This window comes from Kluyvera sp. NPDC087067 (assembly GCF_044745165.1).
GTDB lineage: Bacteria > Pseudomonadota > Gammaproteobacteria > Enterobacterales > Enterobacteriaceae > Kluyvera.
In genome coordinates this window covers 455771-467567 of record NZ_JBIUZS010000002.1, presented here as the reverse complement: position 1 = coordinate 467567, position 11797 = coordinate 455771, and the positions used below count along the sequence as shown (strand labels likewise).

At 54.1% G+C, this 11797-nt stretch carries 9 protein-coding genes; all 9 read right to left on the bottom strand.

Features of this window, described 5'->3' with window-relative positions; genetic code table 11:
• Positions 1–5 precede the first annotated feature (5 nt).
• From tssA to tssF, 9 genes are read right to left on the bottom strand one after another with little or no spacing between them, the layout of a single operon-like run.
• A complete protein-coding gene (gene tssA, locus ACIPDS_RS07555) occupies positions 6–1418 on the bottom strand; it encodes a type VI secretion system protein TssA (protein ID WP_400734320.1) in 1413 nt (470 codons plus the stop codon).
• A gap of 4 nt (positions 1419–1422) precedes the next feature.
• The gene (gene vasI / locus ACIPDS_RS07550; protein WP_400734317.1) at positions 1423–2151 is read right to left on the bottom strand and encodes a type VI secretion system-associated protein VasI; all 729 of its coding nucleotides are present in this window, start codon (positions 2149–2151) and stop codon (positions 1423–1425) included.
• Positions 2148–4934 (bottom strand): type VI secretion system ATPase TssH, encoded by a 2787-nt coding sequence (tssH, locus tag ACIPDS_RS07545; protein ID WP_400734315.1) that lies wholly within the window; start codon positions 4932–4934, stop codon positions 2148–2150. The genes vasI and tssH overlap by 4 nt, the downstream gene beginning before the upstream one ends.
• Before the next feature lie 8 nt (positions 4935–4942).
• Complete coding sequence (gene icmH / locus ACIPDS_RS07540; RefSeq protein WP_400734313.1) at positions 4943–5707, bottom strand: type IVB secretion system protein IcmH/DotU; 765 nt, start codon at positions 5705–5707, stop codon at positions 4943–4945.
• A 4-nt stretch (positions 5708–5711) separates the two neighbouring features.
• Positions 5712–7043, bottom strand: coding sequence for a type VI secretion system baseplate subunit TssK (gene tssK, locus ACIPDS_RS07535; protein WP_400734311.1), 1332 nt, complete (start codon positions 7041–7043; stop codon positions 5712–5714).
• 2 nt (positions 7044–7045) lie between these two features.
• Complete coding sequence (gene tssJ, locus ACIPDS_RS07530) at positions 7046–7552, bottom strand: type VI secretion system lipoprotein TssJ (RefSeq protein WP_400734714.1); 507 nt, start codon at positions 7550–7552, stop codon at positions 7046–7048.
• Between the two features lie 23 nt (positions 7553–7575).
• Complete coding sequence (gene tagH, locus ACIPDS_RS07525; RefSeq protein ID WP_400734309.1) at positions 7576–8865, bottom strand: type VI secretion system-associated FHA domain protein TagH; 1290 nt, start codon at positions 8863–8865, stop codon at positions 7576–7578.
• Between the two features lie 24 nt (positions 8866–8889).
• Complete coding sequence (tssG, locus tag ACIPDS_RS07520; RefSeq protein WP_400734307.1) at positions 8890–9978, bottom strand: type VI secretion system baseplate subunit TssG; 1089 nt, start codon at positions 9976–9978, stop codon at positions 8890–8892.
• Positions 9942–11795: a type VI secretion system baseplate subunit TssF gene (gene tssF / locus ACIPDS_RS07515; RefSeq protein ID WP_400734305.1), complete on the bottom strand. Its 1854-nt coding sequence runs from the start codon at positions 11793–11795 to the stop codon at positions 9942–9944. The genes tssG and tssF overlap by 37 nt, the downstream gene beginning before the upstream one ends.
• Positions 11796–11797 lie beyond the last annotated feature (2 nt).

Here is an 11797-nt window from a genome sequence, read left to right as displayed (position 1 = left end):
TTACTTTATAATTTTTCTGCCATGAATTTTTGTTTTAGTTGCTCCAGCAGTGACGGCTCCCAATCAGCCAGCATCATATGTAGCCCTGCTTCAAACAACATCCGGTACTGCTGCTGTGCAAGCAGCGCCATCCCGGCTTCTTCCATTAGTTGTGCGCTAAGATACTGTCGATGAAACAGATCGCGCGGATCGCCTTCCGGCAGCTTTTCCAGGTATTGCAATGCGGCTTCCAGCCCTTTTTCGCTGAAAAGCTCATGGACGGCCTCTGTATCTTCATCGGTCCGCATATTTGAGGCTCTCTGACCGCCCGGAGACGTTGCTAACCACTGTTTTGTCTGCTCGCTCATAAATGGCGTGCGGTCATTAAACAGCTGGGTGGCAAGTTGCGGCAGGCGAGCGAGAAAACGAGAAACTTCATCCCGGATGGCTTCTGCTACACAGGTGTTCCCCAGGCGCTGAGCAACCTGCGCCGAAAGATAATGACCATCGAGCCAGTACGGGGCCAGAACCAGGCTCTTTTCCACCTGCTGCCAGAGCGCGAGGTCGGCATTGTTCAGGCGGGTCTGGTAATCGGCGGTCATATCAGCGGGTACCGCCGCCAGCGGTGTCCGCCCGTCGCTTTCAGCTTGAGGTAAGGATGTAATGGCCTGCCATAATGCATGGCGGCGCAGGCGATAGCCCTGCGGCGAATCCGGTTGGCGCTCGCACAGGATGGCGGCGACTTTCAGCAGCGTGTCGCGCCAGGCCTTGTCATCATGGCTTTCAATATCGACGGTTGGGACAGCGGCGAGGCTGGATGTCGTCGCCGATACCTGAGAGGGCATTGGGGCTGTGAGCGCAGGTGCATTGGCAGACTGCGGTGCTGGCTGCATAGGCTGGGCTGCGTGAAATGCCCGGCGATACAGCGATGAGAGGTCGTCTACAGCCTGTGCCAGTGCAGGGACATTAAGCTCCTGCCAGCGCAGTGCTAGTTTTGCCAGTTCCGCCAACAGACCGTCGCGCTGTGTGGTATCTGCATTTTCTGCGAAGCTTTCCACTCCGGCTTCAAAGCGTTTAATAACCTGAGCGGCAAAACGTTGTTTATGTACGGCATTTTGTGGTGCGGCCTGCGCCCAGAAATGCTCCACGTACAGCACCAGCAAACGCAGCGCCAGCAAGGGATCGCCCGCATGTTGCAGGGTACGCAACAGATGCGCCAGCAGGCGAAAATCTTTGCTTTCCGTGGCCAGGAGTACCAACCCCCGGTGTTGAATGTCCGGGATATTTAACTGACTATGAGCCAGCGAGCCGAGCTTAAGCATTTCACCGTCAATATATTCCCAGTCAGGATTATTGTCTTTAAGCGCGGAGGCCTGTTTGTCCTCAGGTAGATTTTCCAGCAGATGAGAAATCCAGATATCCGGGTCACGTAAGTCCATAGTTTTACTCTCCCGCCCAGTGGCAGGCGTCGCGGAGCGGCGCGATGATTTCTGCCAAGCCGTCAATGTTAAATGTCAGCTTCCCGGCAGCATTTTCCTTACCGGTATCGATGGTCAGAGTCTTTGCGTCGAAAAGCTGTTTGATTTCGTCAATGCCGGATAAGCCCCGGCTGGATTCGAGCAGCGTTCCGTTCTCACGGATGAACCATCGTGTCTGAATTCGCCGGGTATCCGTTGTTAGCGTTACAGCGATATCAGAGGGAGTCATGGCGTGGGTCAGCGCCACCTGCATTCGTGTGATGTTATCTACGCAGCTGAACATCAGCACCGGACGAGGTGGTACGTTGCCGATAGCGGGTGTCGTGATAATTACCGTTGGCCGCTCTCCGCCGCTCTGCGTCATCATTAGCGTGGTGGAGTTGTCTGGACGCTGTTTCTCCTGAGTAAAGGCTCGCTTCCAGGCTTCACCTTCATAACGGGCCTTTACCAATGCACCATCAAAGCCTGGCTGCTCCGGTGCCAGAATATGGTCATAGCAGTCAAGTCGTTCCAGAGCAGCTGGCTCCTGGCGACAGGCCATCATGGCGCTGAGTGTTGTTTGCGCGTTTGCTTTGTGCACCGCTATCCCAGGCAGTACGGCAGCCGCTTGTTTTGCTGATGTTTCTGCCTGTACTGCGCCGGGGAAGATTCCCGGCAGCAGTATCATGATCAGGAGCGCCCGCATTCTGCTCATAGAACTGTTTCGTCCTCTGCTTCCGGTTCAGGCTGAATGTTGTCTGCCTGACTGCGATCCGGTGCATCTGTGATGTCAGCAGTAAATGCCCCATCTTTCACGCCCAGTACGATGCGGGCAATTGCTGTGTTCGCCGCCATTTTCTGCAGTAGCAGCAGGGACAGTGGTGGCAACATCTCACCATCGATAACCGATTCCAGCATTCGCGCACCGTTTTCAGCGCGGGTAACGCGTTGCATGATTTCATCGGTCACTTCCGGCTCAATCACCACCTCAGTGCTGAAGCGGGTGCGTAGGACGTTATCGAGTCGCGCCAGCTTCCCGGCGATAATGACGGAGAGTGTTTCACGAGACAGCGGCAGATAAGGCACCACTTCCATACGTGCCAGCAGCGCAGGTTTGAAGAAATCAGCCAGTACCGGGTACAACGCGTCATGCATGGTTTCCGGGCTATCGGCATGTTCGACAATCACCTGATAACCGAGGTTGGAGGTGAGGAAAAAGACGATGTTTTTACAGTCAATCAGACGTCCTTCGCCATCGGCCATCTCACCTTTGTCAAAGGCCTGGTAAAACAGGTTAAGCACGTCTGGATGCGCTTTTTCAACTTCATCGAGCAGCACCACGGAGTAGGGCTTCTGACGGATGGCTTCGGTCAGCACGCCCCCTTCGCCATAGCCGACATAGCCCGGAGGGGAACCAATCAGGCGCGAGACGGTATGTTTCTCCTGGAACTCCGACATATTGATAGTGGTGAGGTACTGGCGACCGCCATAGAGCAGTTCTGCCAGTTGCAGCACGGTTTCGGTTTTACCGACACCACTAGGGCCAGCCAGCAAGAATGCGCCGAGCGGCCGCCCCGGACGGCGCAGATCGGCGCGTGCGGTAAGCAGGTGTTTATGTAGATGGTTGATCGCCAAATCTTGGCCTTTGATGGTGTCGCCCAACCACTGTGGTAGATCGGTGATAACCGACATTTCGTTTTGCGACAGGCGGTTAAGAGGCACACCTGTCCATTCGGCAATGACGGCGGCGATTTGCTTTTTATCGACGTGGGGGGAAACCAGTAGCTGTGTATCGTGCAGAGTCTCGAGTGCAGCGGTTAACTGTGCCAGACGCGTTGCTGGGGAGATTTCTGGTTCCGGCTGCGCGACTACCGACTCATCCATAGCCACGGCATCTTCGTTGGATGGCTCATTCACTGAAACCGCAATATCGTCGGACGCCGCCGCTTTCGGCGCGATGTTTTCTTCTTTGTCGTTTGCTTCCGATTCGTTCAGTAGCCGCTTACGCAGCGCGATAATTTCCTGTACCACCGCTTGCTGCTGATGCCACGCCGCTTCCAGCTCATCGAGTTTGGTCAGCGTTTCGTCATACTGAACACACACTTCGGTCAACCTTGAGGTGTCTGAGCGCAAACCGATGCGGATCTCACGTTCAAGCAGTTGCATCTCCGCTTTGCACTGGTGGAGCAAGGTGGTCAGCGCGGAAATCTGCTTCGGTGGAGAGGAGAGGTTTATCGCTACCCGCGCGCAGGCGGTATCCAGTACATCGATGGCTTTATCTGGCAACTGGCGTCCAGAAAGGTAACGCTCGCTCAACGTTGCCGCTGCCTGTAACGCTTCATCGTCGATCAGTACGCCGTGGGACTGTTCATATACAGCCGAAAGGCCACGCAGAATAATGGTGGCTTCGGCAGCATTAGGTTCACTTACTTTGACCAACTGGAAACGACGCGATAAGGCGGCGTCTTTCTCGAAGTATTTTTTATATTCGCTCCAGGTGGTGGCAGCAATGGTTTTCAGCTCGCCGCGCGCCAGCGCAGGTTTTAGCAGGTTAGATATATCCAGCCCGCCCTGCTGGTTGCCCGCACCAATCAGCGTGTGCGCCTCATCGATAAACAGAATAATGGGTTTTGGCGACTGAGTGACATCCGCCATTAGCCCCTTAAACCGCTTCTCAAACTCGCCTTTCACGGATGCGCCGGCCTGCAGTGCGCCAAGATCCAGGGTCATAATATCGGTGTCACGTAGCTTGTCCGGTACCTGGCCTGCGACAATGCGCAGCGCAAGCCCTTCTATTAGCGCGCTTTTACCGACGCCAGCCTCACCGACCACCACCGGGTTGTTTTTACGGCGGCGGCAGAGAATATCTATCATCAGGTCGATTTCATGATCGCGACACAAAACCGGATCGAGTTTGCCATTGCGAGCATCATCGGTCATGTTCCTGGCGTAGCGGGCAAGTAGGCTGTCGCCGGTATCGGCTACGGCGCTTATGGTCTGTCCGTCTTCACTTTGCATAACCGACTCGGCGGACGTTTTCGTCCATCCGGCAAAATCCTGCTGTAGCTGGTCACGGTTGATGGCGGTGAGCAGTCGAGCGGCTGCAGGCAGCACGTAGCGCAGCGGTGAGTGGAGCAGAGCGAGCAGCAGGGTGCCGCCGCGCAACTCTGTTTGCTGCATTTCAGCTGACGCCAGCAGCCAGGCCTCTTTCAGCCATTCAACCAGCATCGGGGAAAACGATGGATAGCTATCTACTGAGCGGGTCGTGGCGTAATTTTCCACGGTCAGCGCCTGGCGTAAATCATCGGTATCGATCCCGGCGCGTTCAGTAACTACCCGTAAGTCGCTGCGCAGGATAGCCAGCATCTGGATCAGTACGTGGCTGACAGTAATTTCTGCCGCTTGCTGGCTCATGCATTCTGAGGCAGCGGCTTCCAAAGCCTGTTTCGCAAAGGGGTTAAGCCGTTTTACCAGTGTGGCCAAATCAATCTGGATCATATGTGTCCTTACCTGGCGAGCAGCCGGTTTAACTGATGAAGAATGTCCTGCGTCTGGCTATCCAGGCGCAGCAGATAGAACAGATAAAACATCACCAGCACGACGATGCCGCCGGTTAACACATGCCGGATAGTCAGTCGTTTAATGAGCTGGTAGCGTCCGCCCTGAGTTTTTTTATCCTGATGCAGCAGCGGAAAGGGCGCATCGCCGCGCAGTTTATGTAATACGTGGTACAGACGGCGGTATATCTGCTCAAACTCCCCCTGATCCTGAGGCGCGACTTTATAACGCCCGCGAAAGCCCAGCGAAAAGCAGACATACAAAAACTCCAGAAGATCCTGGTAGCGTTTTGGCTCGCGCATCAGGCGCTCCAGCAGAATAAAGACCTTTTCACCGCCCCAGGCTTCATTGTGGAAATGCACCAGTAACGACTGTTTGATCCATTCATTCTTGTTGGACCAGCCATTTCCCAATGCCGCTTCATCAATAAAGGTGCACAGGATGTAACGAAACGAGATGATTACGCCTGGTTCATAGCCCTGCTCCTGGAGTAGCTGCTCTACTGCCTGCACATCGGTCACCACCTGAGTGAACAGATGTTCGGGCATAGCATTGCTGTTCATCCCTGCAACACGCATCACCATTCCCAGCAGCGGCGTGGCAGCGTCGATCATCGGGTTCAGACTGTTGCCGCGAAGCGAAAGCTGGTACTGGCGGGGGCCTTCGCTTTCGTGTCCGAGTAGAGGGGACTGGGACAGTGATAGCTCATCCATCGTCTTATCCTCTTATCGCCCACAGTTGCATATTCAGGTCCGGGAACGAACCGGACACATGCAGGGCAACGGCACCTGTGGCCGCCACATCCGCCCAGGCTGCACCGCTCTTGTCCAGTTCGAAATAGCTGAAACCGGCATGGTACGGAAGCTGGCGTGGGGCCACCATCAGCGTATGCAACGGGATACCGGGGATTTGCACGCTGACCATATTGCGAATTTTTTCCGGTGAGGAAATTTTTGATTGCTGAATAAACTGGCGCTGAAGCTGAAGCGTCTCCATTTTTGCTGCCACTGCCAGCACGAAGGTGGCTGACTGTAGCAGGGTTGAGTCATGTACATCAGCCTGCCAGATGCCATCGCGCAAATGCAGCGGCAGGTTAACAGCTCTAGGAGACAGGACGGTATGCAGTGCCCGCTTCACTTCCGGCAAGAGTGTTTTGAATGTGTCCGTCAGATTACGGTGATCATAGACATCCAGTGGGCAGGGCAGGTGTGATGGTTCGGTGAATGTCATAAGCTCGCCCAGCAGCCCGGCAAGATCGAGATAAAACGCTTCTGGATGAAGCTGTGGCCTGCGGGCGCGATGGGTGAATCGTGTCTGGTTACGGTTGAGCAGTTGCAGCATCATAAATTCCGCCACATCGGCAATGCCACTTTGCGCCGGCGAACCAATACGGTTAGCCAGGTCATTGGCCCGACCGCCGACCGCTTCTTGTACTTCGCGAAGAAATTCACGCAGCCGTGCGCTGACATGGATGTTCTGACAGGACGGGATAAAGCTTTCATCCAGCATCAAAGAACCGTCTGCACGCCTATCCTTGATACGACACAGTGGCAGCGTGACATACGCACTCATATCATCCGCCCCGCTCATGATGCGAGGGGTTAACTGGCCTACCGTCAGTGCTCGTGCATCACCATTCTCCGAATGCAGATCCCGGACATCCGCATCGTTTAGTCGGTAACGCCCGATCTGTTGCCCGTAGCTGACTTCGCTTCTGACATCGCTGGCGACGGGTAAGGCAAGATAGACATTACGGCTTTCTTCATCGGGAAAACTGTCAGGATGCAGGGGATCGGGTAGCGCATCCTGATCTGGAAGGGAGAACACGGTGCCATCCGGCATTGTGCCCGATGCGCTATCGAGCATGATTTTACCCTGTGCGAGCAACTCGATATTGATGGACAACTCCGTAAACCCCCACGATAAATCATGAACGGCACGGAATCGCAGATTATTCACATAATCATTATAACGTTGCTGCTGCTGGAGATGGTGCGGGCGCATCAGCGTCCCTTCCCGCCACATCACCTTGTTTCGCGTGGTTGCCATCGTTAATCATCCTCCTTTTTGATTTCAATACTGCTCTGCCGGATATGAACCAGCAGGCGGTAGTGGTGTCCTGTCCCTTCCACCGGTACGATTTGTTTCCACTGTGTGGTTTGATCGTCGGAGAAGTAGGCAATCACGCCGATAAACTGCGTTTTCTCATCCATCTTCACCGATGGCAGGGTTTTTATTGTGTCGGGCAGCAGGCTGAAATCCTGGTGATCGATATAGTTCTTCCCAAGCGCTTCCGGTAAGGCGGTGCTGGCGAGTTGGTCATAATCCGCAGCTTGTAATTTCGAATCATCACTCAGGTAAACCAATTGCATGTCCACCGCCGCTGCTTCACCGTCTGCATTGATGTTGGCATCAGGCTCGGTCAGTAACGTAATCGTCACTTGTGACGATTGGTCAGCAAGTTTGCCGACCTGAATGTCCGGGTTTTTGATAACCTGACCGAGTTTTTTGGCGGTTTCACAGCCAGTTAAAGCGACGGTAAGTAATGCCACTGCCATCCAGGCACGGCACAAGCGTCTGCTCATGCTTCCGGCTCCCGCTGCTTCTCACGAAGTACCCGGTCATAGACCTGGGCATACACTTCGTTAAACAGCATCTCAAAGCCCTGCTGTCGACTGGAGGCCAGCTCATCATAATAATCGCAGTACATCTGCCAGGCTCCGGCATCATCCAGCGGCTTGCGTAGTTCATGGCTGCGGCGGTACTGCACAAAGCGGCGCAGCAGGCTCTGTGGTGAGAAGGCGTCCAGCAGAACGCGCAGCGATTCCACGATGGCGGCACGGTTTGCTTCTTCATGATGGCGGATATTGCGAAGGCTTTCGCTGACGGCGGCAGGGGCGGCGAGATGTACCGGGCTTCTTCCCTCGGCAAACAACACGCCCAGTGCAGTGGTATAGTCCATATTTAGGCGCAGCGGATTATCTTCCAGCGGGCGCAGATGTTTATCAGATAGACTGTTGCGGTGCTGCTGTAGCTCAAGCAACCCTTTAACAGCAGCCTGCAATGTTCTTCCTGCTTCTTCCAGAAAATCATCGGCATCCGCCGTATTATGGACGGCAAGCGTTCCGCCCAGGCCACGTAGCAACGGGGTGATGGCAAGATGGCGCTGCGCGGCCTCTGCCGATGAAATCGCGTCATCATAGCCGTCCTGCGGATCGGCATACATAGACGGTAGATCCATAAACGGTGTATTGATCCCACCATGGCTGACCGGATCGGACATCGGGGCGGATGAGCGGACTGGTGTGATTGCCGCAAGAGGATCATCCCTCATCGTTAGACTTTCGGTACGCAGTGCCTGCAATGGATCGGTGGAAAAGCCATTAACAATGGTATCTGCCAGCTGGTGGCGCGATGGCATCCCAGGATATTCCGGTGTACCGTCAGTGGACAGCAGCGTGTCTGAAAGAACGTCGTGGTTAGAAACAATGGTTTCAGGGGTGGCCATCTCTTCGTCGTAATTGCGCATCCCGTCCCGGTTCAGATAAACCCGGAGTATCAGATACCCCGTCTGAATCTCATCGCCCTGGCGTAATTGCACCAGATCCGAGGCTGCCGTGACCTTGGCCTGGTTTAGCCAGAGTGGTGCGGCCAGCGGATGCAGGCAGAATGTGCCATCATGAAGGCTGATGGTGAACGCTTTCGCCGGAATATCCTGATGCCTGTCCTGAACTGACCAGTGACACTCACTACTGTGGCCCACATCCCCGCCTTGAGTGAACACACAACGGGCTGCGCGCCCACTTTCCAGTTCACTGCCGTTAACGACATGCAGTGAAAGCGTCTGCTGCCGGGCTTTTCCTTCTGCCATATCATGCTCCATAATAGTTATGTTTTACTCCCTGACCTGGATGGCGACTGAGGGATGTTCTCCCGGCTCGCCGAGAAAAGACGTCCAGCCCAGCAGTGCGCTCTTGGTATCGCCCAGCCGCATAGTGCTCACCTGTTCCGGCGCCAGTCCCAGGTGTAAATCCCAGGCAAGCTGATCGCGCAGGACAAAGGAGACAAACATCGCCAGCGGCAGAAAGTTTTCTCCAGACGGCAAGAACGAGAGAAACTGCTTACGACTTAACTTATTAATGCTTAACTGAAATTTACCACTGAGATCGGGAACACTCGTCCCGAGTACAAAATTGCCTAGCACCGATCGACAGGCCAGTTTTTCGCCGTTTTTAATCGTGTAACATCCAAGACTGTTCTGCTGATCCGGCTCTATTTCCACCATCCGCCACTGCCAGTTTTGCAGCGTTACGTCAGCTAAATTTAAATCGAAACAGTGCGCGACCAGCGAGCAGACGATTTCCGGCGAACGTCCTGGATTCGCCAGTATTCCTGCATAAGCCAACATTTTGCTGTGATTGATTGCTAGCCGATCACGCAGCTGCCGGTGGCCCAGCCCAACCAGGGAATACATCCGCTGTGAGAACGCATCTACGCCGCCATTCCGGAAACTGACGTGGTAGCGGTACTTACGCCAGATATGCCAGACAAATTGCGTCAGTCGATGGTTGAACATATCCAGAAAATCGCTAACCGGACTTTGCTCGTGCACGGATTTCCAAGCCAGATGATCGAGGTAATAACCGGGCAAGGGAGACTGACTGCCCTGTAGTCCCATAAAGGTCGTGGTCATTCGAAACTGCCCGGACGTATCCTGCTCCAGCGCGCTGACATCACTTACCGGAAACCCCAGGCTGGCATCAGCCAGAAAGCGAATGCTTTCCTGGGCCGGAGGCGTATCCAGCGATAATTCAGGTGTTTCGCTATCTTCTGATGCCAGCCGGTGCAGCAGTTCTGAGAGTGCGAAAAAATTACAGGCGCAGGCATCCTGAAGAAAACTCTCCCGTAATGTGTTTTGGTCATCCTGTGCCGGAGTATTATCCGGACTCAGATGAGCGGGTGTTGCCCGGTTCTTTCCGCCCATTTCCATGACTCCTGGCTTTCCGCGTTGACAACGGTAAGCATGTGGAATGAATTGACGCTGGCATACAGCGACAGGAAGTGCGACAAAACTGCGCCCAGCAGGTACATCTCTCCTTCACAAACAAACGGTCCCGGATGGATATACAGAGTGGATGCTAGACCGCGTACCGGTATTCCGGTAAATAGGCGATCAACAGGTTTGGTTTCCAGCCGTTCTATGGCGTCAAGCTTCTGCTGTGAAAGACGAGCCATCTGTGGATGGTGAATGGCGTGGCGATCAAAATTGGCTATCACCTGTTTGAGCGCGGCAGTATCCAGCAGTGAAAGATAATTCAGGTTCATGGCAGAAAGCAGCGACCAGTGCAGGCTGCCATCTATAACCGGCCAGAGTGGTGGCGTGGGGCGCGTGATATTGCGAAATGACGCCACGGCCGCGTTTTTACCTGTTGTACTTGTGATATCGCCAGGCAAGAGCTGTACCGGTAATTCACGATTGGTACAGGTCAGCGATACTGAGACCACTTCATTATTGAGCAGTGAAGAATCCGGGTGGCTACCATCGGCATGGATAAAAGCCAGAGTATGTTCAAAGCCCCGGTGAAACAGCGAGGTCTTTGTTCGATGCTGCCAGTAGACGACTTCTCGTTTACGGCTGTATTCCATCTGATGGCTGAAGCTTTCAAAGGCAGGCCACTGACGTACAGAGGGAGTGGTAACGGGTTGCCCAAACTCTTTTTTTCTAAATATATCCTGGGTCTGGCTCACCACCGCGTTAACCGAAAAAATGTCGTAATGATCCGGATAATGGCGGCTGGGTATCAGCGGATAATCTGCCCGCTGGTGATCCAGCGTGATCGCTTCGGCATGATGGAAAAAAAGATTAATGGCGGGCGCACAGTACAAACGTAGGGAGCCGCGATGTAACTGGAGATCCACGGGTAAGGGGCGTGAAAAACGCAGCCGTAGAGTGAAACGGTTCTCCTGCAAACTGGCTGGTAGTGCTGGAATGCCACGCACATCAAAAAAGAGAAAACTGTCGGCGTAACAGAAAAATTCCTGGAGAACGCGGTAGCCGCTGTGGACGTTACCTGGCCAAGGCAGCATAGCATCCTCAGACTCAAATCCGACGGCTTTCAGCATAAATTCAGGCATCGGGATTGACTGTTCGCCCGTAATTAACTCTGCGCCCTGTAAATACTCGCAAAACCACAGATACAGCTGGTAACGGGTGTAGTTGTCATCATTGCCCAACCAGAAGCGCAGTCTGTTCAGATCCAGGGTAGTTAAATCCGTACCCGGTGCGACGGCAAATGTAATATCAATGATGCCATGGCGTGGCGTACTGCGATCCTCAACCTGATTCAGTTGAACGGGCAATAGCCAGATATCCCGGCAGAGAGTGAAGGTACAGGGCGGGGCAACATCTTGCTCATTGTCGGAGTACGCAGACAATACCTGGTTCGCTTCAGTCCCTTTAGCCCCGGTTGTGAATTGTTCGTTACGGGGGATGCATACCGGCACGGAGGTTTTATCCATATCCGGGCTGTATTCAATTAGCGTCATCGATGGCACCGGACGCAGATAATTGGGCCACAGCATTTTGATCAGGCCATGTGTCAGCTCAGGAAACTCATCCTCAATTTTCTGGCGCAGATTGCCCGTCAGAAAAGCCACGCCTTCCAGCAGACGCTCGATATCCGGGTCGGCTCCTTTTTCAGCCAGAAACCGTGCAAGATGTGGTTTTTCGGTCGCCAGCTGCTTGCTTAACTGCCGAAGGTAATTCAGTTCCTGCCTGTAATAGCGTTCTTCGAATTCCATTT

Coding starts and splice junctions, on each gene's coding strand:
- tssA (WP_400734320.1), bottom strand. CDS start 1,418: ATGGACTTACGTGACCCGGATATCTGGATTTCTCATCTGCTGGAAAAT.
- vasI (WP_400734317.1), bottom strand. CDS start 2,151: ATGAGCAGAATGCGGGCGCTCCTGATCATGATACTGCTGCCGGGAATC.
- tssH (WP_400734315.1), bottom strand. CDS start 4,934: ATGATCCAGATTGATTTGGCCACACTGGTAAAACGGCTTAACCCCTTT.
- icmH (WP_400734313.1), bottom strand. CDS start 5,707: ATGGATGAGCTATCACTGTCCCAGTCCCCTCTACTCGGACACGAAAGC.
- tssK (WP_400734311.1), bottom strand. CDS start 7,043: ATGGCAACCACGCGAAACAAGGTGATGTGGCGGGAAGGGACGCTGATG.
- tssJ (WP_400734714.1), bottom strand. CDS start 7,552: ATGGCAGTGGCATTACTTACCGTCGCTTTAACTGGCTGTGAAACCGCC.
- tagH (WP_400734309.1), bottom strand. CDS start 8,865: ATGGCAGAAGGAAAAGCCCGGCAGCAGACGCTTTCACTGCATGTCGTT.
- tssG (WP_400734307.1), bottom strand. CDS start 9,978: ATGGGCGGAAAGAACCGGGCAACACCCGCTCATCTGAGTCCGGATAAT.
- tssF (WP_400734305.1), bottom strand. CDS start 11,795: ATGGAATTCGAAGAACGCTATTACAGGCAGGAACTGAATTACCTTCGG.